Raw genomic sequence first — 21,298 nt, 5'->3', positions numbered from 1 at the left:
ACGGCATGATGTTAACTGCATCTGTCCAATTTGAGGGGCTCGCCAGTGATCAACACAATGGCGAGCCTACGATCAGATGTCTCTCAACGCCGCAGCGAGGCTTTCGACGTCGGGCAATTTTTCTATGTTTAGAGAGGCCTCGACAATTCGATCTGCCTGAGCGTCCGTTAGCCCGCTAACCGTACGAAACTTCTTCACTACGTGTTGATCTCCCCAAGCGGTCGCTGGTGTCCAGGGGTCGCCGAGGGCGAAATCGGAGCGCGCCGAGTATCGTCTGCCATCGTGTAGCAAAATCGCCGCTTGGGTGGGCATATTGCGAGTCTGACTACGGACGAGATAGCGGCCAAATAAGTTTGCGGGGCCCCATTCTTCCACTGATACCTTGTCGCGAAGCATCTGGACGCGTGGATCGCTATCTTGAGTTTCGTCGAGCCATGCCGGGCCGATCGGAACGTCGAGAAGCAACATCGCTATAGCGTGAGGTATACTAAACTGACGCGAGCAAAACGATTTGGGTGACGGATTTGTAAAACGAGGCGTGCTGGTAAATTGATTAGTTTGGACGATTATCTGGTCGATGTCCTCGGGATCGACGACTGTGGTCTCTAGCAAGTCTGTCAGTGCGGTTAAAGCCTGATGAGTCCATCGGCAGTTTGGCCATGCCTTATATGTAATATCTAACATCATCCAGCGCGACCCAAGGTCTCCAACTAGCAAGTCGGGATCGAAGGAGTCCGTTCCGGACATCCCGATAACGTTGTGATCGCCATCGAAGATCCGATCGAAGCCGGTCGCACCGAGAGACGCCGACCGCGCCGCCATCACTCCTGTTACCGCTGCCCAACCAGCATCTGCGTATTTGCAGTCCGGAAGCTCGACGGAGGTGGCCCACTTATAAGCTGCCGGCACGGGCGTATTTGATCCGGTGATTCCGAGAGTCTGGTAAGCGGTTGACGCATCCTGGCGCTCTAACTGAATGGCAGCTCCTGCGGCTGCAAAAACGACCGGCGTAGCGCAACTGTAGAGCTTCGGATAGCCAGCAATTTGTCCATTCTCAAAGTCGACGATTGGTCCGCAGGCGCTCGCCACGCGGCCACCCAATTCGTAGCCGGCAACAACGGCTTGTAGAAATTGTGCTCCGGTCGCCCCCCGCGCCTCGGCAAGCGCAAGGGCCGACACGACGCACGTAGAGCCGAAATGGTGAGTCACGGGAAATGTATCATCGAGATCCATGCAGTTAGCCAGGCGCCCATTTGCATAGAGCGCTCCCGCTAGGCTGGCCCGCTTTTGCCGGCCTGCCACGGAGGCAATCTGAGCATCACCGAGAAAGTCGGCAAGCCCGTATGAAATCGGGGCAATGCGAGTACGCGTTGCGGCAAGAATACACCCGATCGTATCAAGTATAAGGCGGCGGGCTTCAGTTATGACAGGATCGGGTATTTCGCCGAGTGCAAGGCCCGAAACGTATCCAGCCAGCGTTTTGGTCATGTGATCGGGTGCTGTATTCATTTGTTTGCTCGCGCGCGTGAATTGCGGCTGGCGGTAAAGTTCGGGTCAAGCCGCGTGGACAGCAGGGAGTGCGGATGACTTAAAACGGTAACCCGATTGGACGGTCGTCCTGCATTTTATCTGCTTGTTTTGTGCAGGAAAGCTGCAGTCGGCATGGATGTTTGGTGCACGATGTCGCTGCTCGGATGTTAGACTGACAACAGCTGACCGAGGAGCGCAGCGCGGCCTGACACTAGAAGGGGCGGAAACAACTTCCGCACAGGCCGAGTCTCCAGAAAGCAAGAGGATGACATGGCAGAAATAACCGCCAAATTGGCCAAGTTCTTCTCCAGCATCGAGATGGAGCAAGTGCCACATCGGGTGCAGCGCGAGGCGCGGCGATGTATCCTTGATACCTTGGGATGTATCTACGCCGGAGGTCGAGCCGAATTGGGTTCCATCATTCGTTCCTCCGCACGGCTCTTTGGCGTCGCGCAAGAGGCGTCGATCGCGGGGGAAGGAAAGCGATTTACCGGTCTCGCGGCCAGCTATGGGAACGGTAGATTGGCCAATTGTCTCGATCTCGATGAGACATATCCTGGAGGACAGGTGACCGGCATCCATATTGCAGGCAGCGTTGTTGCGGAGGCTCTGGCGACATGCGAGCAGCTTAGATTGACTTCCAGGGAGCTCGTTCTTGGGGCGGTTTGTGGTTACGAGGTGGCGGGCAGAATAGCTGATGTTGGCACGCAAATGGAAGTAGAGGGTGGACGAGTAAAGTCCATGCCCGAAATCTACGGATTCGGGTTTGAGGCTACGGTGGGTGCGGCTGCGGCTACTGCACGACTGCTTGGCCAGAGCGAGACTAAGCTTGAGCAAACATTCGCAGTAGCTGCTTCTAATGCCGCGCTGTCTATTGGACCCGTCTGGGCGAAGCAAACGGCGACGCCTAACACCAAGTACGTAGACAGCGGATGGGCTGCGATGACCGGCGGTTTCGCGGCTCGATCTGTCGAAAGCGGATCGACGGCACTGCCTGCGATCTTTGACGGATCTCCCAATATTCTGAATATGGCCGGTTCTAAGAGAAGCGACCCGGATGCGCTAATCGGCGAGTTGGGTTCGCGATGGGCTTTAAGTAACATCACTTACAAGCCATGGCCGAGCTGTCGTTATCTACATCATCCGCTAAGCGCGCTGCGAAGGATTAGGCAAGACCATCATTTTGATGTGCGCGATGTGGAGAGCATTGCGATTGGAGCCAACATCTCGAGGCTTTCACCGAGATGGCTTGACGCAAACCCTCAGGACGTCATCGGGCGGCAATTTAGTATCCCTCATTCCGTGGCGATGCTCCTTCTGGATGTGCCTACCGGGATTGAGTGGGAATCGAATCGTTGGGCGTCAGACGCTCTAGCGAAGGATCTCCGAGCGAAAGTGACGTACCTAGACTATCCTAAAGCTGCGACTTCTCCTGAATATTTTGTGCGCGGTCAGTATCGAAACCTGCCGTGCTTCATTGAAGTCAGACTGCGAGATCGAACTTTACGGCAGGAAGCAGAATTCGCATGGGGTGATCCTTGGTCTGACGAAACGCGATTCAACGATGAGGATATCGTCACGAAGTTTAGATCGGTCTCGGGACTGTCGACTGCGGCCGCCGACATGGTAATCGAGACAGTTATGGAGGCTGAGCTTGGAGCTAGCCTTGCGCCAGTCTTCGAGGCGATGTCGCTTCCTGCGTGAGATAGGGCGCTGATGCCCAAGTCTCCCGAAACCGACATGCCCGGCAGCGATTTCGCTGGCTGTATGGCGAGGTACCCATAGAGCCGCAGCATCACGAAGGCAAATCGCGGTGCGTGACCCTTTTTATGCAGTTTTTCCGCACCGACGGGCGCAAACGCTTGGAAAATAGTCGACCAAAGACATTATCGTAGGACGGGTTAACTTTCGCTAGAGGAGCAGTGATGCGTAGGACACCGAAATTTCTGATGCTCACAATGCTAGTCGCGCTCTGTGGGTCGGCGCTTCCATCGTCCATCCGAGCTCAAGACGCGCTTTCCGCATCGATTAAGAGCGCTGGGGCAACGAAAGTGGCGATTGCATCGATGGCGCCGTATATGTTGGTATCACCTGCAGGTGAGGCGACTGGGTCTTTTATCGACTTGCAGAACATGGTTCTCAAGGAACTAGGCCTACCAAGTATTGCGCCAGCGTTGACGCAATGGGACGCGATGATACCCGGCCTCCAGTCTCGTCAGTTTGACTACGTCGCCGCCTTGAATATTAATGAAGAGCGCTGCAAAGCAGTCTTATTTTCGACGCCGATGTATCTCTCTCAAATCGCGCTTTATACGAAGCCTGGCAATCCCAAACACCTGACCACGATTGCAGATATTGCGAACCGGCCTGAAATCAGAGTGTCAGCGATTGCGAATGCTGCGAACGCGGCGTACGCACTGAAGGTGGGGATCAAGCCAGAACAGATGGTGCGTGTTCCTGACGTTCAAGCCGGTATTGCAACTGTGACCGGAGGCCGCGCGGATGCGTATGTCGAAGGTCAGTTTGCGGTCGCCGATCCAGAACAAAAAGGAGTTGAGCTCCTTGTTGACAAGCAGTCGCCGCTATATGGCGCCGCCGCTGTGTTTCGGAAGGAAGACAAAGCCTTCCGAGATGCATTCAACGAAAAGTTATCCGTCCTAGTCCGCAACGGAACAATACAAAAGCTCTATACCAAACACGGTCTGGCCGGCGGCGACGTTCAAGCGGAGTTGCTCGGCAAAGTTAGCAAGGCTGGCGATCTCGTCCAAAGTTGCGAATAAGGAGCATTTCTTGAGGGCCGTTCTTGAATATTGGTCTGTCTTGGCTCATGGCCTTTGGGTCACAGTCTGGGTATCGTTCTGTATCATTGTCGGGTCGATACCCGGGGCTGTGATTCTTGGCGCGCTGAGACTTTCAGAGAATCGAGCGGTCCGTCTAACTTCAACGATCATCATCGAATCGATTCGTGCTCCTTCGGCTTTGGTGCTTCTCTATTGGGTCGCATACGCTCTTCCACTTGTTCCGGGGATGCCGCGCCTTAGTCCGATTACCGCTGCGATAGTTGTGTTGGCGTTGGATGGAGCCGCATATGGTGCAGAGATCGTCAGAGCGGGCATCGAAGCTGTGCACCGCGGCCAGTTCGACGCTTGTCACGCGCTAGGTCTCAGCAAAATACAAGGCTTCTCAAGGGTAATTTTGCCCCAGGCCTTGTCCCAGATTGTTCCGGGCTTTGGCGGCCTTGCTAGAAGCATGATCAAATGGACCGCTATCGTGAGCTTTATCGGTGTCCAGGACGTTATGTACGTGGCAAACTATATTCGCGGCCAAACATTTGATACCGTTGCAGTCTTTTGTGTTCTGGCTGCGCTCTACTGGCTGCTTACGATACTTTGCGGCGTGATGTTTCGGGGGCTTGAGCAACTGCTTCCTCTAAATCGTGCGCTTCGATCATCGCGTGTCGAACTCAATTTAACGTCGAATTTGGTTAGCGAAAGTGTTCAATGACTTGGGATTGGGCATTTGTGATCAAGATTTTACCCGCGCTTGGAATCGGCGTCTGGTACACGGTTGTCGTGACGGCTGCGGCGTCCGTGATTGCGCTTGGGTTAGGACTGGCCCTGGCAATAATGGAAAGTGTTAGCAAGACGTACGGAAGAGCCTTCGTTTTGTTCTGGCTCGAGCTATTTCGCGGCGTGCCGAGTCTCGTCCTCCTCTACTTTTGCTTCTACGTCCTGCCACAGCTTGGGGTTACGGTACCGGCTATTCCTATCGGTATCGTCGTTCTGGGGGTTGTCTACGCTGCGTATTGCTCGGAGGTCTATCGAGGCAGTCTGATTACCATCCAAGGTGAATTGCGCGATGCCTGCGTTGCACTGCATCTGAGATCTTACACGAAGTGGCGCCGCATTCTTGTACCCTTGATGGCTCAGCGCGCGGCTCCGGCGTTGCTCAACTATGTCCTGAGTCTTTTCCGAGAAACTGCGGTGCTCTTCGCTATTGGCGTTCCGGTACTAATGGGTGAGGCGAATGATATTGGATACGAGCATTTTCGATATCTTGAGCCCTACACGTTGGCAGGGGCCATTTACCTGGCCATGAACTTGCCGTTTCTCTATGTTCTCTCCCGATTCAAGGACAAGCATGCTTAGCGCCACCAATTTTAGTCAACAGCTTCAGTTTGAGTCCAACGCAGTTGATGACTCGATGGACGAGGGCGGGGCGGCTCCTCATGCGAAGAAGATGATGTGGTCGATCGAATTTGAGAAAGTATCGAAGTCATTCGGTTCGCACCAAGTCCTGGTCGATCTCGACCTTCAGGTTCGGCCTGGTGAGAAAGTGACTCTCATCGGTCCGAGCGGCTCTGGCAAAACGACGGTGCTAAGGTTGGCGATGACGCTAGCCAAACCGACGCGTGGCGATATAAGAATTTTCGGCGAGAGCATCTTGTTTGATGCGGATAAGAAGGGACTTTCTGCGGCCCAGGAGTCTCGTATTCGCCGGCGGTGCGGCATGGTATTCCAGCAATACAATCTTTTCCCGCATTTGACAGTTTTACAGAATTTGATCTTGGCTCCTACGACAGTACTGAGGCAATCGAAAGCGCAGGCTGTTGAAAGTGCGATGGTATATCTCCGTATGGTCGGCCTGCAAGACAAGGCGCGTTCCTATCCAGCGCAATTGTCCGGTGGTCAACAGCAACGAATAGCGATCGCTCGCGCGCTGGTTATGAAGCCCGAGATACTATTACTGGATGAGATTACATCCGCTCTTGACCCCGAACTCGCGGGAGAAGTGTTGGACGTTGTTCGTCGTGTAGCTCACGAATCCAGGGTGTCTCTCTTGATTGTGACGCATGAAATGCGATTTGCCCGCGAGGTGTCGGATCGCATCGCTGTGTTCGATCGAGGGTCCATAATAGAGCAGGGAGTTCCGGAGAAAATTTTCACTCAGCCGGAAAACGAACGTACACGCACGTTCTTACAGTCGGTGCTCGATCACTAAGGCGTCTGCGTGAGCGGCGGAGCCGGCGTGATCATCGCTATTGCGTGGGCGATTTGATCCATTCGGCCATCGCTGGGCTTGCGGGTGATGGCAGATACCAATGGAATCCGACGCAGAGTGACCGCCGATCGCTGCGAAGCGGCTCACAAACTCGAAAAGCGCCGCCATCCGAATAGCACGTTTGATATCTAGCGACCGCGCGGTACTCTACGCAAGCTGGGTTGAAAGACATGTCTCAGAATGATCAAGGCAACGTGTTTCGTCGTTTGTTTCCAGACGAGCGCGAGGATTGCGCGCCGGTCATTTTGGACGACGCAGGGCGCTGGTGGAACCGTGGCGAGCTTGAAACGGTAATTAATCGGTTGGCCGGAGCGTTGCTCGATAGAGGAATCGAGGCCGGCGATCGCGTCGGGGCAAAGATTGAAAAGTCGGTCTATGCGCTTTGCTTGTACCTTGCCACTTTGAAAATTGGCGCGGTGTGGCTCCCCATAAATCCGGGATACACGAAGGCTGAAGTTAACGTTCTACTTTCCGACGCGCAGCCCAAGGTGCTTATTGTAGCGAAGCCGGAAGATGTCGAGGGCGCAACATGTGCGACTATGGCCAGTGACGGATCTGGCTCCTTGACGGCAAGCGGGACCTCGCGTGGTTGTGACATCTGCCTGGTGCCCAGAGGATCGGGAGACCTAGCGGCGATACTTTACACTTCGGGCACGACGGGCAGCCCGAAGGGTGCGATGATCACGCACGGCAATCTAGGATACTGCGCCAACGCACTTGGCCACGCGTGGAAAGTTAGTGCGGAGGACACACTGCTTCACGTACTTCCCATGTTCCACGCCCATGGACTTTTCATTGCGGCGAACACCATGCTCGCGTTCGGTGGACGGATGCTCTTTGTCGCGAAGTTTGACGCTAAGCAGGTTGTCGAGCTTCTGCCAAATGTGACTATCTTCATGGGAGTACCGACACTGTATGCGCGTATGCTTGCGAGGGAGCGATTAACGAGAGAGCTGTGTCGGAACATTCGGTTGTTCACATCCGGATCAGCACCGCTCTCAAGCGAATTGTTTAAGGAGTTCCACCTTCGAACGGGACATTCAATCCTCGAGAGGTACGGAATGACCGAGACTACCATCATCGCATCCAACCCCCTTGCCGGAGAAAGAGTGCCCGGGTCCGTCGGGTTCGCATTACCTGGTCTGACGGTCCGTGTTCTTCGAAGTGACGGTCACATCGCTGCTGTTGATGAGGTGGCAGAGCTTATAGTTAAGGGGCCAAATGTCTTTGCGGGATATTGGAATCTGCCTGAACGGACCGCTGAAGAGTTTACTCCAGAAGGCTACTTTATGACCCGAGACTTGGCGCGCATTGATGGGCACGGCCGGATCTGGATCGTCGGTAGGAGCAAAGACCTGATAATTACGGGCGGCTACAACGTCTATCCAAGGGAAGTTGAGAATAGTCTAAACGAGATTGTAGAGGTGCGCGACTCGGCAGTCATCGGTGTTCCTCATCCCGACTTCGGAGAAGGGGTCGTTGCAGTTGTCGAGCTCAATGAAGCTAGCGCGAGTTTCGACGGAGAGTCAGCGTTGCGGATTCTTGCGACAAGCTTGGCCAAACACAAGGTTCCAAAGCTGATCTTCGTAGTGCCATCGCTTCCGAGGAACGCGATGGGAAAAGTGCAAAAGGGCGAATTAAGAAAGTCGTTCGCTAACGCTTTCGCTTGCTAAAATCGTCGCACTAGTCGTCCCTGGTAAAGCTGGCGCGCGTCGCTGGAATGAAATACTGCGGAGCGCGCGCCGAGGATCGCTATGCGTCTTTCACTTTGATTGCAATCTTTCCCACGTAAGCCTTGTCGAGGAACGCTTCTTGAGCGGCTGGCAGATCGATCAAAGCAAAGGTTCTTGCGATAGTCGGCTTTAGCTTGCCAGCTTCTATGTAGCGGATGAGGTTTTCAAATATATAGGAAGGCTGGAAGGTGGCTCCATAAAACGTAAGATCTTTGAAATAAATATCGCGGACATCGAGTGCGACATTGGGATCCGCAATTGCGCCCGCCGTGGCGTAGCGGCCGCCGCATTTCAGCGACGAAATCATGTCGGGGAACCGGGGGCCGGCAGTCATGTCAGCCACAACATCAAACGCCCGCTGAGGAAGCGGCGAATTGCGGCTAACGACCTCATCCGCTCCAAGTTGTTTGACAGCGGCAAATTTTTCAGGCGTCGTCATTGCGGTAATATGTGCGCCGCGGAGCTTGCCGAGGGCAATCGTGGCCATGCCAACTCCTCCGGATGCACCTGTTACCAGCATGCGATCGGCTCCGACTTTCGCTCGCTCCAGAAGATTTTCCGCTGTCGAATATGCGCAGGGTATGGCCGCCAATTCTACGTCGCTCAGCGCGCTACTCTCTACAGAAAAGGCTTCCGAGCTTTCGATTTTGACATATTGCGCAAACGACCCGTCACAACGCGAGCCCAAGACGAAGAGAGAGCTATGGTCGGCGGCTGATCCTCTAATCTGGCACGCACGGACAAGCGCGCGCTCGCCTACCCGCGATACGTTAACGCCGGATCCAACAGCAACAATGCGACCACAACAATCCGCGCCCTGGATACGCGGGAATAGATGCGGAACGACTTCCCATCCGGCTAGGATGTCGGCCGTCTCTGATCTAGCGCGCCGCGCTTCTGCGACCGTCCCACCCTTCACAATTTTAGAGTACCACCCGATCCGTGCATTTATGTCGGTGTTGTTAATCGACGATGCGCTCACTTCAATCAGCACTTCGCCGGTACTAAGGGTGGGAATGGGCAAGTCCTCGCGCCAAAGCAGCTTCTCACTCCCACCAAATCCCGTAAGTTGGTATCCTTTCATGACATTAGGCAACGTGGTCAATGGTGGTTCCCTTGTTCTCTGAGATGAAGCATCGCCGTTCGAATTCTTCGGGGCTCGAATGCCGATCGTCGCTTAGTAAGCCTGGACCACGATGATAGCTGATCCGCGACGCAGTTCCTCAGCTTAACGAGACCGAAGGCGACGAAAAACCGCGAGGATGCATGCCTGTACGCCAACTTTACGCAGGTCCGCAGCGGACTAAGCCGTTTTGCATGCTCATGATTGCTTCCGAGCTCTCACCCAAATTCGTTTGGATTTGCTGCTTTGTGCGGATTTTCATCGGCGGAATAGCAAATACGCATTCATTGATTGGGCGAAGGCGTTAATTTGTACGCTCCGTCGCGTCGTACTCCAGCGAAAGCATTTCACTCTCGAAAGGGTCGATCGGTGTTTCTGAGTCTACTCCTGTGCTTATTCAAATCGAATCTGACTCTGCGTCGTCCCTGCTATCGGCGCAATGCGGAAAAGTAAAATACGACACCCATGCGACCGTTCCGGGTGATGCAAATGAATTTCAACAATGGAGCGAGAGGCAGAGAATCTATGTCAGAGGAAGGCCACCTTCCAAACGTTGAGGTACGAGAAAGAACAGTGATTGTTACCTTGGACCGTCCCTTACGCGCAAACCGTTTGGAGTCAGATGATGTCATGGCTCTTTATTCGCTTTGGAGCGGACTAGCCTCGGACCGATCGGTTAATGCAATTGTACTCACCGCGCGCGGAAAACATTTCAGTTCTGGCTTTGATTTGAATGAGGTGGTTGATGAAGTGGATCCCACGACCAGCGTAGCCGCGTTCCCGAAAATGATCGATGCGTTGGAAAATCTGCCGCAGGTAACGATTTGTGCCTTGAACGGTGGCGTCTACGGCGGGGCGACCGACCTGGCGCTTGCGTGCGATTTTCGCTTTGGGGTACCTAGCTGCGAGATGTTCATTCCCGCTGCTCGCCTTGGCGTGCAATACTTCTCGGGTGGATTGAGACGTTATGTATCTCGCGTCGGCCTAAACAATGCCAAGCGCCTGCTCTTGCTGGCCGAGAAGTTCGACGCTGATGAGATGCTGTCTATTGGCTATCTCGATCGTGTGGTGCCGTCAGAGCAGCTTATGGCATTAGCGCTCGCGACGGCTCAACAGGTTGATGCACTAGCGCCGCTAGCGGTTACAGGCATGAAGCTTGCTCTCAATGCGTTCGCGGCGGGTAATGTTGACGAGGGTGCCGCTCGTGCGCAGGAGGCCGCGGTGTTCCAATCGATGGACTTCAAGGAAGGGGTCGCGGCCTGGCGTCAAAAGCGCAAGCCCGTGTTCAAGGGTTGCTAAAATGACAGCGAAAGAGGATCGATGAAGGTTCTTGTGCCGGTAAAGCGGGTCGTCGACTACAACGTCAAGGTCCGCGTCAAGAGCGACGGGACGGGCGTGGAGCTCGCCAACGTCAAGATGTCGATGAACCCGTTCGACGAGATCGCCGTCGAGGAAGCACTGCGGCTGAAGGAAGCCGGCAAGGCGACCGAAGTGGTGGTGGTGTCGATCGGACCCGCGCAGGCTTCCGAGACCATTCGTACCGCCCTTGCGATGGGCGCCGACCGCGGCATCCTCGTCAAGGCCGAAGGCAATGTCGAACCGCTCGCGGTTGCCAAGATCCTGAAGGCGGTGGTCGAGGCGGAGCAGCCCGGTCTCGTCATTCTCGGCAAGCAGGCGATCGACGACGATTCGAACCAGACCGGCCAGATGCTGGCCGCGCTGCTCGGCTGGTCGCAGGCGACCTTCGCTTCCAAGCTCGAAGTCGAAGGATCGGACTTCAAGGTCACGCGCGAAGTCGACGGCGGCCTGCAGACCATCAAGCTGAAGGGCCCGGCGATCGTCACCACGGACCTCCGCCTCAACGAGCCGCGCTATGCGTCGCTGCCCAACATCATGAAGGCGAAGAAGAAGCCGATCGACGACAAGAGCGTCGCTGACTACGGCGTCGATGTGACGCCGCGTCTGGAAGTGCTGAAGACCGCGGAACCGGCAGGCCGCAAGGCGGGCGTCAAGGTCAAGGACGTCGCCGAACTCGTGAACAAGCTCAAGACCGAAGCCGGGGTTCTCTGATGACGACGCTGTTGATTGCTGAACACGACCACGAGACCCTGAAGGACTCGACCAACAAGGCGCTGACCGCGGCGAGCCAGCTCGGCGGCGACGTGCATGTGCTGGTTGCCGGTGGCGGCCAGGGCACCAAGGCGGCGGCGGAAGCAGCCGCCAAGCTCGCCGGCGTCAGCAAGGTGCTGGTGGCCGAAGGCCCAGCCTATGAGCACGACCTTGCCGAGCCGCTGGCTGCGCTGATCGTTGCGCTGGCCCCCGGCTACGACGCCTTCGTCGCGCCCGCGACCTCGCGCTTCAAGAACGTGATGCCGCGCGTCGCAGCGCTGCTCGACGTCATGCAGGTCTCGGAGATCATCAAGGTCGTCGCGCCCGACACCTATGAGCGGCCGATCTATGCCGGCAACGCGATCCAGACCGTGAAGTCGAAGGACGCCAAGAAGGTGATCACGGTCCGCACCTCGACCTTCGCCGCAGCCGGCGAAGGCGGCAGCGCGGCGATCGAGAACGCCGCATCCGCCGCCGATCCGGGCCTGTCCACGTTCGTCGGCGAGGAGGTCGCCAAGAGCGACCGTCCGGAACTGACCTCGGCCAAGATCATCGTCTCGGGTGGCCGCGCCATGCAGAGCCGCGAGAACTTCGCCAAGTACATCGAGCCGCTCGCCGACAAGCTCGGTGCCGGCGTCGGCGCCTCGCGCGCCGCGGTCGATGCCGGCTATGCGCCGAACGACTGGCAGGTCGGCCAGACCGGCAAGGTGGTGGCCCCGGAACTCTATGTCGCGGTCGGCATCTCGGGCGCGATCCAGCATCTGGCCGGCATGAAGGACTCCAAGGTGATCGTCGCCATCAACAAGGATGAAGACGCGCCGATCTTCCAGGTCGCCGATTACGGCCTGGTCGCCGACCTCTACCAGGCGGTTCCGGAACTGACCGAGGCGTTGGTCAGGTAGGCAAGGGACGTGGGCGACCCGCCTGCCTACATCAAGGAGGCTCAGCGTCTGCCGTACCTGAAGGCGCTCCTGCCCTTGATCGGGCGTTCGATTTCAAACAGCGCGTCGATCCACCGCACGACCTCAGCCGCGATCGAAGAGAGCGGCGTCTCCTTTTTGCCGAGCGGCTTGGGACGCGTGTTCTCTCCGATGTCGGTCATGGCGAAGAACGGGCGCCTTCCATGCGACCAACAGGCAGCTTCACGGATCGGTCTGGGCTCGCGCCCGGTCAGACAGAGCTGGCTGTACCCGTCAATAGCCGATGGAGTGGACGCCCCCCGACGGCATCGATTGTGCCAAGATGTGGTGTTTAAACTCGAAGGAGGACGTCGGTGGATGAGGTTAGCATCATTGGTTTGGATTTGGCTAAGAACGTGTTCCAGGTCCACGGAGCTGGGCGGGATGGGAGGACCGTTCTGCGTAAGAAACTCAACCGCAGCAGATTGCTCGAGTTTTTCGCGAGGTTGCCGAGGTGAGTGGTCGCGATCGAGGCCTGCGCCAGCGCCCATTATTGGAGATGGGAGATTGGCAAGTTTGGCCACGATATCCAGTTGATCCATCCCTCGTACGTGAAGCCCTTCGTTGAGCGTCAGAAGAACGATGCGGCGGATGCCCAAGCGATCGCCGAAGCCGCGTCCCGACCAACGATGCGCTTTGTCGGCGTTAAGAGCGCCGAGAAGCAAGGCTCCTCAATAGCGTTCAAGGTTCGTGAACTCTTAGTTCGACAGCGCCCACAGGCGATCAATGCTTTGCGCGGACATCTTGCGGAATTCGGTTTGATCGTGGCTCAGGGCGTGAGACATATCCCCCGATTGGATGAGCTCCTTGCAACATATCCGGACCTGCCCGATCTAGCCCGCAGCCTTTGCCAGAATCTCTTGACGCATGTGAAATCCCTGTCGGAGCAGATAGCAGAGCTGGAGAAGGGATTACGGGTGCGCGCGAGACAGGACGAAGTCGCCTCTCGCTTGATGACCATTCCAGGAATCGGCGCAATCTGCGCTGCAACGATAGAGGCGTTATCGCCGTCGGCGGAGACCTTCTCGAAGAGGCGCGATTTTGCGGCCTGGGTTGGTCTCACGCCCAAACAGACTTGCTCTGAAGGTAAGGATAGGCTCGGCAAGATCTCCAGGATGGGCCGGCGAGATCTCCGGCGCCTCCTTGTGCTTGGTGCGACCGCCGTTGTGCGATGGGCAAGACGCTATGGATCGCCAGCAGGATCACGGCTGGCGAGAATGCTCTCGAAGAAGCCACCAAAGCTGATCGCGGTCGCTCTAGCGAACAAAATGGCACGTATCGCCTGAGCCTTGATGATCCGCGGTGGCGCTTACCAGGCTCCAGCGTCTGGCGCTGCTTAACGCAAGGCCAGAAGCCGAGAGACGTCGGGAATGTGGTAAGGTCTAACGGCGGGTTATGGGCAATCGGTCAGGGATTGGGATTGGAAGAATCAACAGGTCGATGAGTGCCAGCGAGCACGCGTAGCCGAATTGGATCCGATCCACGCATTCCATAAGGGCCCGCGACGTGTCGAGGTCGCATTACGATGCCGGACACACGTCAGCACCCAACCACATGCCTGTTCCGAAGTTATATTTTGCTTGCATTCACTGGGGCGTCCACACACATCGACCTGCAGGACGTCCTTGAAGCCGGCAAGATGACTGAATAGCCGCTGGTCTTGCGGTCGGGTGCATAATAGACATAGGCGATGCCAGGCGGATCTAAGTCGCCCAGTGCCTGTCGTCGGTGGCATAGGCCCAGAACTGGCCGGTCTTGGCGCGGTCCCTCGAACGCGCAGTGTAGGGCGAGCCACCTCATCGGCAGAGTCGGACATCTTACAATGAGCGTCTGAGTCAAGTTGGCCGACGTGTCGTTCATATACGATCTTCGAACCTCAGGGGACGTTGGAATTGATTTTAGAAGTCTGTGTGCGCGAAACGCAGAACCGGCGGTGCATCCAGCGAACTAACTTCTTCGGCTCAGCGCGTATAAGAGAGCCGCGCCCGTGCGGATGCCTTTTATGAAGCAATCAACCGAAATATTCTCATTTGGTGCGTGATTAGCTTCGTCAGCGTTTGCATATGGAATAACAAAGGAGGGGCTACCAAGTAGCTTTGTAAAAACGTGGTCGGGTAAAGTTGCGCCCAATGCAGGAAAGATCAGGGGGTCCTCTTCTTGCCCAATCGAGACTGCCCACTGCACATTTCTTGAAAATGGCGCGTCGAGTGGGGTTTTCGATGGAGGCGTCGATTCTAAGCGCACAAACTCGACATCGGGAGCATGCCTTTTTACGTGAGCCTCAATCTTATTGAGAATGTCTCCTGGATCCTGATTATGCACGAGACGCGAATCGCATTTTACGAATGCTTCGCCGGGTACAATAGTAAGCATTCCAGGTCCGCTGTACCCACCGTGCAAACCATTGATGCTCAGCGTTGGATGGAACATTAACCGATCGGTCAAAGGACGATCGACCGGCGCGTCTAACGTGCGGAAGCCCAAGGATCTCCTAAGCTCATTTGCATCCGACGGTAGAAGCGCTGCGGCTGCTAAATCGAGTTCGGTGGGACAGACAATATCATCATGGAACCCGGGAATAGTGATGTTCCCGGCCTTATCTTTCATCGAAGCTAGAAGGTGCACAAGAGTCCAAACTGGATTTGGTACTACTCCACCCAGATTTCCGGAGTGGACATCACGGTTCGCGCCTCGAGCTCGTAACTCGAATGAGACGACACCTCTGACGCCGTATGTAATGATCGGTCGACCGGATTCATGCTGGGGACCATCAGCCGTAACGACTAAATCTACCTTGAGCAGATCGCGATGGGCACTTGCAAAATCCGCGAGATTAGGACTTCCAATTTCCTCTTCGCCCTCCAACAGGATGGTAACGTTGCATGGAAGTCGGCCATGCACCTTCAAGTAAGACTCCACGGCCAAGATCTGTGCAAAGTGTTGGCCCTTATTATCTCCAGCGCCCCGAGCGTAAACGCGGCGATTGCGGATTGCGGGTTCAAAAGGCGGACTGGCCCAAGCATCGAGCGGTTCGGCAGACATAGTATCATAGTGCCCGTAAAGAAGAACCGTAGGCGCATTTGGAGCGTGATTCCATGAAGCCAATACCACCGGATATCCTTTCGTCGGAATAGCCCGTGCTTCAAGTCCCACACGTCTAAGCATTTTGAGTAGAAGCTCCGCCACATCGTCCATCCCAACATTTTGTGGGCTGATACTGGGATGGCAGAGATATTCGATAAGCCGTTCTAAGAATTCGTCTTTGTGCGCTTCGATGTAAGTTAAAACCTTTGCAAGTCCTGGATCTAGGTGCTCGTTTCTACTTGCAGTCGTCATAGATGTGCCGTTGAATTCGCTCTGATGAAAAACTTAGCGTTGGAATTGAACGAGTGGTTAGTAGGCCCGGCGGGCAAGGCGCTGATCACTTTGCGTGGTTCCCGTCGGCAGCGGTGTTGCGCGAAATGCTACGATACGTGTTACGTCAACGACTGAGAATTAGCTAATCGAAATTGACAATAATTGCGCCGCGATTCGGCGCGTGAAGCTCACCTCTCGCAGTTAAGCAGCGCAGCGTTATTGTGCGCCGCGGCGCAAGTAAGAGCACACGTCCTTCCACACCCTACTGGCGACGTCGGTCTGCTGAGGAAACGGCCAAGGCATCGGATAGTGATTGATAGATGTGGAGCGTAGGTCTCAGGAACAAAGCCTTGGTACTCTTAGTTTGGCTAGTCGCCATGTTCGCATTGCTGTGGCTTGACAGAGGGATGTAGATGCTTGTCAAGCTCTTGGCTCAATTCCGAGCCCCGAGAGGTGTGTTGGCGCTTCCCATTTAACTGCCTTGTTAGCACAGCAAGCGTTGGCGCAATCATCCGCGTGTCAAAGCTATCTGACGCGGGCTCTGGAAATGCAAGTTTGTCAACCTGCCAAGGGTCTCAATCCGCGCTCACCGCGGGAGGCGTTAAGGGCTGCAAAGGACCCGAGCTATTCCGCTCGGCGAAACCGCCAATGGAGTACGAGCGGCTACTTTACAGCGTCGAGATCATGCCTGTAGCGGCTCCGAGCTTGGGCAGCCCGCCACAAGTGGCGTCTTCATCGCCTGTGCAGCGTACAAGCGTTGGAATTTAGAGATTAAATGTAAGCGCTGTTCAACGGCCACCTACCGGATGACGGGGTGATCTGCGAGTCTGCGGTTCGGTTCGACCGTTAGGCTTAGAATGGACACAGTTCATACTGCTATCACGGAGCCGGTGCGGCGGCTTGAGGTCTTCACCGGAGCCGGTCGTCGACGGAAGTGGAGCGACGAGGACAAGGCGCGGATCGTGGCGGAGATCGTGTCGAGTGTCGACTCGGTGTGTTCCGTGGCACGACGACATGGCTTGTCGCCGCAGCAGCTGTTTGGCTGGCGGCGGCAGTTGCGAGAAGCCGCAGGCGGTCATTCCGAGGCGGACGAAGTACAGTTTGGCACAGCTCGTTTCATTGTGCGTCCCTTTGTCAGATCCCCGGCAGGCGGATCAACCTATCGTACTGATAATCAATGTAGTTTTTCGGCCGACGTTCGATCACGCGCTGCACCGCTATGCGCACTGACTCCGACGTCAGCGCGTCGACCCGAACCAACCATTGCGCCCCCTTGATCGCTTGCGTTGCCGGCAGGATGCCTTCAACACGAGGCTCTTTGCTGATCCGACGCAAATCCCAAAGCGTGCCGCAGCCTTCGCAAGGCTGATCATTTTGCCGTCGGATGATGCGGGGTCGTATTCCGGCAAGCCCAGGCGTTCGCGCATTTCCCGCACGCGAACAGTCGTCCAGGTTTCGCCGTCGCCAGTCTTGCAACGCATCCGATTGAGCGACACGGCGAGCTCCCGGTCAGGCCAATGACCAGCGAGTTTGCGAAGTGCGTCAACGGCAGTGGGTGTCATATCGGCCGGATATCGGCCCGTCTTTACGCGAGCAACCCGAACCTCCGTGTGCCGGCCGCCGGTCCAGTGGACGAGCAGAACCGCTTCATTGGTGTTTTCGTCGAGATCGCAAACAATCTCTCGGACCACGATGTGAACTAGCCGCTGCTTGGTGCGTGTGTCCGTGGACGGTGCATTCCAGACCCGCGGCAGATCATGCGCAAGTTGCAGAAGCAGGGCGCGGTCGATCTTGGGGGTTTCCGCTGATGCGGCGCGCTGCTCCTTGATACGACCTTCAAGCTCGGCAACCCGCACCAATGCGCCATTCCAGCGTGCCTCGAGTTCGCGGGCAACGTGACGCTTCGCCGGATCCACAAGTTCGTATCGGCGTGCGGCAAGGGACGCTTCGTAGCTTGCAACTTCAAGCTCCCGTTCGACGGCGGCGATGATCTCTTGTCTCGAGCGCTCAACCTGGTCCGACGCCAATATCGCGGCTTCAACAGCCCGATCGGAGACCGCCTCAAGGATTTGCTGCGCGACCGCACGATCGACGCGCACTCCGCCGATGCCGATACATAGGCCTGCCCCGACATGGGCGTCATCGCCGCGGCATTGATAGCGATGGGCATTCCCCTTGGCCTGGCCATAGAACACACGCATCATTCGCCCGCAACGTCCGCACCGCATCAAGCCGGTCAGCAGTGCGCGTCCCCCGCGCGCCGATTTACGCGAGCAATTCTTCTTCATATGCGCGTTTTCAGCAGCAGCCTCTGATCGTCTTCATACTCCTGCCAGCCAATATAACCGGGATGATTGTCGCGCAGGAGGACATTCCATTCCTCCCGCGGCTTCTTGAACCCGCTGACCTTGCGAGCGCGACCGTCCACGATCCGTGTCTTCTGGGCGATTCGGCCAAACGCATAGGCGCCAGCATAGAGCGGATTGTGCAGGATCTGCATAACCGTGTGATAGGCCGGCGCCTTCCAGCTAGGCTTGTAGATTTGAACGTTCCTCAAGACCACAGGCACTTTGATGTCGGCGGCGCGTAGCCAAAGAAAGACCTGCCGGGCGCTGCCGAGCTCGCGGAACTTCGTGAAGACGAGTCGGACTACTCCCGCCACATGTTCGTCGGGATCGATTTCGATCTTGCCAAGTTCATTCCAACAAAATCCGGGTGGAAGCATGAAGCGGTACTCGCCGCGCTGGGCCTTGGAGTCTCGAGCGGCGATTCCCCGTTGGCGAAGCAGACTCAGCTCATACTCCGACATCGTCCCCTTCAGTCCGAGCAGCAGGCGGTCGTTGACAAGCCGCGGATCATAGGCTCCGTCGGGATCGATAACCAACGCGCCAGCGAGCGCGCAGAGGTCGATCAGGTGATGCCAGTCGCGTCCATTGCGCGCCAGCCGCGAGGCCTCGATGCAATAAACAGCACCGACGTCGCCCGAACATACCATCGCCACAAGCCGTTCAAATCCAGGCCGCTGCGTGCTGCCGGATCCTGAGCGGCCAAGATCGTCGTCAAAGACTGTCACCGATTTAAGCTTCCGCGGCCTGCGCCAAGTCATATTGCCGCCGCTGGCTTTCGAGGTTCCCCATGACTTGGGACATCACGGGATCGTGCGCCCGACGCCCGATTCGTGCCGAGAAGCTTCAGAACAGCGGCAAATTCGTTAAGCCCCTCAATACTGACCTGCGGCGGCCCAAGCGCCATGCCGGCACAGTAGCTTTCGTCGGACATCCAATCGGGCACCTCGCGGCTAAACCCACGCCGCTCCTCCGTGTAGATGCACTTCAAATCCTTGCCGCGTCGGAAAGGTGCGACCTGAAGCGTCCGCCGAAAAAGCGGATGCCACGGATATGCAATTGTCGCGCTTCGAAGGCTGTATGCAGAATGTCGCGTGTTGGGCTCGCTTGGTCCGGAACACATAGACAGCACCCGAGACGGGGTCGGCCCGCATGCTCTCGCACCACCTTACGCCCTCGGCTAAAGTCAGGTGTCGGCACCGCTGCATCCACCACCGCCGGAACAACCTGTACTTCTTCCCCGGATTGAACGCCTACGGCTTCTCTCAACTGACGTCGCCAGCCGAACATGCTTCGGTGACAATCCATGCCGCCGGGCTACCGAACAGACCGAGTCACCACTCGTCTCGATCTCTGCAACAATCCGTGCCTTGTCCTCCGCTCCACTTCCGGCGACGACCGGCTCCGGTGAAGACCTCCAGCCGCCGCAACGGCTCGGTGATAGCATTATGCACTGTGTCCTAAGCCTACGGTCCAAACCGACCGCAGACTCGCAGAGCAGCCCTTCATCCGGTAGGTGGCTCCCGAACAGCGCTTACCTCCTTTTACTGGTCTCGCAGGATTGATCTGAGTGAAAGGCCAGGCGCGGCAACGTCGCTCGCGACACCGACGAACTCGTGGTTCGGTGCCGCAGCCTCCGCCCTCTAGCGGTTGTGTGTCTATGTGGTGGACGGGTCTCACGAACCTGCCGACTCTCTTGAGCCGACGTGGATAAGCTCGCCGGGCGCTCGCGTTCATAGCGGCGCCGGCTCGGCCCGCCTCAGGTTGCGTATCCGGCTTAATGCCAAGCGGCGAAGGATCGGTTGACGACTATGGCCGTTGACCTCGGCCACGATCTGCTTGCCAGCGTGGCGCTGCTGACGCAATGCTTCGAGAACGGCGCACGTGGCCCGCTAGTTCGGCTTGGCGATGAATGATGTCGTAACGAGCGGTCGCCCTGATCCCGCCAGAAAATCTACGCCAGCAAGAAACCGCTTAACGCGGCCAAGGGTTCAGCTCATTGATCCCCTTGGTCGCTCGAGCATGCGTCGAACCCCGATTGGGTGGGGTCCGATGTGGAATGCCATCGCATTACGATCGAGTGTTCTATCCGCATGCGTAGGCCGGATTCGCTGGCGAAGATAATCCAGCCACGTAGGACTGTAATAGCGATCCGTCCAAAGTTCGGGATCGCTTATGTCGCGCGCGACATTCCACCCGTAAGCTCCATTGCGCTTACGAGACATTTGCAATGCCTACATTACTCCATGGAACGCTAGAGCATTATCTTTTGATACTCGATACTCGATCTCAATCGCGATAGGGCCGCTTTGGTTGGTGAGGGGTATCCCGACTTTTGGATCGCCCAGCGCGCCGCCCTCTTGAACTTGCAGAACAGGCGGCAAGCGAAGCCACAACCCAAGTATCACCGACGCGATCATCATCATCGCAGAGACGAGCAACGCGAATTCGATGCCAGCGGCTTGCGCTAAATGTCCCCAGCCGCAGCTGCCGAGCGCTATCCCGCCGGATATCGCGGCTTCGTAAATGGCGAACGCACGACCGGCGACCCAGCGCGGTGAAGATACTTGGACGGCGATATTGAACAGCGTCACCGCAGTTAGCCAAGCCGCACCTGCGAGACAAAGCGCGGCCGACGTCAGCGCTGTATTATAGCTAAATGCCGTCGCGCAAATTGCAAATCCCATAACTAGCGTAGAGCTCTTGGCGCGGCCTCGGCGCTCAGAGCGCGTCGTATCCTGTTTACGCTTATTGCTCCAGCAACCGCGCCCAGACCGAACGATCGTACGCATACGATGAAGACCGCCCGATTGACGCGTGCGCGCGGGCACGGCGAGCTATGATGGCGTTGCGTGAAGGTCAGGCGGCCTGCTGACCGGCGGGCTTGCCGGCTTGGCCCAGGAGCTTCCATTCCCAGGGCAGCAGTTCGTGCAGACGCGATGCGGGAAGATCGGCGATGCGGGCGAGGATGTCGGCGAGCCAGACCTTCGGATCGACCTCGKTGAGGCGACAGCTCGTGATCATCGTCAGCATGATGGCGGCACGGTCGGCGCCACGCTGGCTTCCGGCGAAGGTCCAGTT

The 21,298-nt window shown here is 56.8% G+C and carries 16 protein-coding genes and 4 pseudogenes; 11 read left to right on the top strand and 9 right to left on the bottom strand.

Translation table 11 applies throughout. The annotated features are described in order from the left end of the window. Positions 1–72: 72 nt before the first annotated feature. On the bottom strand, positions 73–1,509 hold the full coding sequence (locus AKN83_RS37665; RefSeq protein WP_050399834.1) for an MmgE/PrpD family protein: 1,437 nt from the start codon (positions 1,507–1,509) through the stop codon (positions 73–75). Between the two features lie 291 nt (positions 1,510–1,800). Here AKN83_RS37665 and AKN83_RS37660 point away from each other — a divergent pair, with 291 nt between their 5' ends. The 6 genes from AKN83_RS37660 to AKN83_RS37635 all read left to right on the top strand — a co-directional run bounded on the left by AKN83_RS37660 (position 1,801) and on the right by AKN83_RS37635 (position 8,264). Next, positions 1,801–3,234, top strand: a complete 1,434-nt coding sequence (locus AKN83_RS37660) for an MmgE/PrpD family protein (protein ID WP_050399833.1) — start codon at positions 1,801–1,803, stop codon at positions 3,232–3,234. Positions 3,235–3,455: 221 nt separating this feature from the next. Continuing rightward, positions 3,456–4,310: an ectoine/hydroxyectoine ABC transporter substrate-binding protein EhuB gene (gene ehuB, locus AKN83_RS37655; protein WP_083992430.1), complete on the top strand. Its 855-nt coding sequence runs from the start codon at positions 3,456–3,458 to the stop codon at positions 4,308–4,310. 10 nt (positions 4,311–4,320) lie between these two features. After that, positions 4,321–5,034, top strand: coding sequence for an amino acid ABC transporter permease (locus tag AKN83_RS39250; protein WP_172803682.1), 714 nt, complete (start codon positions 4,321–4,323; stop codon positions 5,032–5,034). Continuing rightward, positions 5,031–5,678, top strand: coding sequence for an amino acid ABC transporter permease (locus AKN83_RS37645; RefSeq protein ID WP_050399830.1), 648 nt, complete (start codon positions 5,031–5,033; stop codon positions 5,676–5,678). Before AKN83_RS39250 ends, AKN83_RS37645 begins: the two co-directional genes overlap by 4 nt. Positions 5,679–5,769: 91 nt before the next feature. Then, positions 5,770–6,531 carry an amino acid ABC transporter ATP-binding protein gene (locus tag AKN83_RS37640; RefSeq protein WP_206600834.1) on the top strand — a complete coding sequence of 254 codons (762 nt, stop codon included), beginning with the start codon at positions 5,770–5,772 and terminating at the stop codon, positions 6,529–6,531. Between the two features lie 230 nt (positions 6,532–6,761). Then, complete coding sequence (locus tag AKN83_RS37635; RefSeq protein ID WP_083992428.1) at positions 6,762–8,264, top strand: AMP-binding protein; 1,503 nt, start codon at positions 6,762–6,764, stop codon at positions 8,262–8,264. A gap of 79 nt (positions 8,265–8,343) precedes the next feature. On the opposite strand, the gene AKN83_RS37630 is transcribed toward AKN83_RS37635, so the two are convergent. Then, positions 8,344–9,429 (bottom strand): zinc-binding dehydrogenase, encoded by a 1,086-nt coding sequence (locus AKN83_RS37630; RefSeq protein ID WP_244522245.1) that lies wholly within the window; start codon positions 9,427–9,429, stop codon positions 8,344–8,346. A gap of 483 nt (positions 9,430–9,912) precedes the next feature. Between AKN83_RS37630 and AKN83_RS37625 the strand changes: the two genes are divergently transcribed. Genes AKN83_RS37625 through AKN83_RS37615 form a run of 3 tightly spaced genes read left to right on the top strand, consistent with a single transcriptional unit; the run spans position 9,913 to position 12,458 of the window. Further along, positions 9,913–10,746 (top strand): enoyl-CoA hydratase/isomerase family protein, encoded by an 834-nt coding sequence (locus AKN83_RS37625; protein ID WP_430641601.1) that lies wholly within the window; start codon positions 9,913–9,915, stop codon positions 10,744–10,746. 21 nt (positions 10,747–10,767) lie between these two features. Beyond that, positions 10,768–11,517 (top strand): electron transfer flavoprotein subunit beta/FixA family protein, encoded by a 750-nt coding sequence (locus AKN83_RS37620; protein WP_021079449.1) that lies wholly within the window; start codon positions 10,768–10,770, stop codon positions 11,515–11,517. Then, positions 11,517–12,458 carry an electron transfer flavoprotein subunit alpha/FixB family protein gene (locus tag AKN83_RS37615; RefSeq protein ID WP_063695745.1) on the top strand — a complete coding sequence of 314 codons (942 nt, stop codon included), beginning with the start codon at positions 11,517–11,519 and terminating at the stop codon, positions 12,456–12,458. The genes AKN83_RS37620 and AKN83_RS37615 overlap by 1 nt, the downstream gene beginning before the upstream one ends. Positions 12,459–12,523: 65 nt before the next feature. Here AKN83_RS37615 and AKN83_RS39245 read toward each other — a convergent pair. Then, positions 12,524–12,757: pseudogene (locus AKN83_RS39245) on the bottom strand (IS66 family transposase); the annotation flags it as partial. Positions 12,758–12,829: 72 nt separating this feature from the next. Here AKN83_RS39245 and AKN83_RS37610 point away from each other — a divergent pair. Continuing rightward, a pseudogene (locus AKN83_RS37610) lies at positions 12,830–13,801 on the top strand (IS110 family RNA-guided transposase). Positions 13,802–14,121: 320 nt separating this feature from the next. Here the strand turns inward: AKN83_RS37610 and AKN83_RS41655 are convergent. Continuing rightward, positions 14,122–14,284: pseudogene (locus AKN83_RS41655) on the bottom strand (IS66 family transposase); the annotation flags it as partial. Positions 14,285–14,462: 178 nt separating this feature from the next. Then, positions 14,463–15,851, bottom strand: coding sequence for a M20/M25/M40 family metallo-hydrolase (locus AKN83_RS39240; protein ID WP_083992427.1), 1,389 nt, complete (start codon positions 15,849–15,851; stop codon positions 14,463–14,465). An 878-nt stretch (positions 15,852–16,729) separates the two neighbouring features. On the opposite strand from AKN83_RS39240, the gene AKN83_RS41650 reads away from it, so the two are divergent. Beyond that, the gene (locus tag AKN83_RS41650) at positions 16,730–17,149 is read left to right on the top strand and encodes a transposase (RefSeq protein WP_083992426.1); all 420 of its coding nucleotides are present in this window, start codon (positions 16,730–16,732) and stop codon (positions 17,147–17,149) included. On the opposite strand, the gene AKN83_RS41645 is transcribed toward AKN83_RS41650, so the two are convergent. The 4 genes and pseudogenes from AKN83_RS41645 to AKN83_RS37590 form a co-directional block, all read right to left on the bottom strand. Beyond that, positions 17,111–18,076, bottom strand: a complete 966-nt coding sequence (locus AKN83_RS41645) for a hypothetical protein (RefSeq protein ID WP_244522243.1) — start codon at positions 18,074–18,076, stop codon at positions 17,111–17,113. The two genes, AKN83_RS41650 and AKN83_RS41645, sit on opposite strands and share 39 nt — an antisense overlap. An 80-nt stretch (positions 18,077–18,156) precedes the next feature. Then, on the bottom strand, positions 18,157–18,945 hold the full coding sequence (locus tag AKN83_RS41640; RefSeq protein WP_244522242.1) for a recombinase family protein: 789 nt from the start codon (positions 18,943–18,945) through the stop codon (positions 18,157–18,159). 1,263 nt (positions 18,946–20,208) lie between these two features. Further along, a pseudogene (locus AKN83_RS39215) lies at positions 20,209–20,904 on the bottom strand (MFS transporter). Between the two features lie 172 nt (positions 20,905–21,076). Next, on the bottom strand, positions 21,077–21,298 hold a 222-nt coding region (locus AKN83_RS37590), incomplete at its 5' end, for a transposase domain-containing protein (RefSeq protein WP_172803681.1).

It is taken from the genome of Bradyrhizobium embrapense, from assembly GCF_001189235.2.
GTDB classification, from domain to species: Bacteria; Pseudomonadota; Alphaproteobacteria; order Rhizobiales; family Xanthobacteraceae; genus Bradyrhizobium; species Bradyrhizobium embrapense.
This window is presented reverse-complemented; position numbering and strand designations above follow the sequence as displayed.